Origin of the sequence: Aquipuribacter hungaricus (genome assembly GCF_037860755.1) — a bacterium.
GTDB lineage: Bacteria > Actinomycetota > Actinomycetes > Actinomycetales > JBBAYJ01 > Aquipuribacter > Aquipuribacter hungaricus.
In genome coordinates this window covers 1-750 of record NZ_JBBEOI010000492.1, presented here as the reverse complement: position 1 = coordinate 750, position 750 = coordinate 1, and the positions used below count along the sequence as shown (strand labels likewise).

Below are 750 nucleotides of genomic sequence, written 5' to 3'. Positions count from 1 at the left end.
TTCTGGTCGGCGCCCGCTCGCCGCAGGCGACCCGCACCCTCCTGCTCGGGGAGCTCGCCGGCACGCCCGCGCGCGGCGCCGACGCCGTCCTGGGCTGGGACCTCGCCTCCGGCCAGCCCGGCCCCGGCCAGGCCTCCGTGCAGGACCTGCTCGCGGCCCCCGAGCGTCCCGTGCGCGCCGGCGACCGACGCCTGGCCGACGTCGTGGCCTCGGCCCTCGGCGACGGTCCCGTGCCCGGCACCCAGGTCGCCGGTGCCCTCGCCGGGCTCGGGGTCGGCTGGGTCGTCGTCGACGACCGGCCCGACGTCGACACCGCCCTGGCCCAGCGCGCCGGGCTGGTGCGCACCGCCCAGGACGGTCAGCGCACCACGTGGCGCGTCGACAGCGAGGCCGTCGCCGCAGGGCCCGTCGCCGCCCGGGCCCGGCTGGCGTCCACGACCGGCGAGCCGCTCGGGACCGTCGACCTGCGCACCGGCACCACCGAGGTGCCGGCCGGCGCGCCGGGGCGGGTCCTCGTGCTCGCCGAGACCGCCCGCACGTCCTGGTCGGCGCGCCTGGACGGCGCCGCGCTGTCCCGCACCACCGTCGACGGCTGGGCCCAGGGCTTCCTGCTGCCCGCCGCCGGGGGCACGCTCGAGGTCTGGCCCCCCGGCCTCCCGCCCGCCTGGGGCGTCGTCGCACCCGTCGCGCTCGGCCTGCTGGTGCTCGCGCTGCTGTGGCCCGGCCGCCGCCACCGCCCGCGCCTCGACC

Annotated in this window: 1 pseudogene; it reads left to right on the top strand. The window is 81.3% G+C overall.

The features are described 5' to 3' along the window. Nucleotides 1-750: pseudogene (locus WCS02_RS20820) on the top strand (hypothetical protein); the annotation flags it as partial.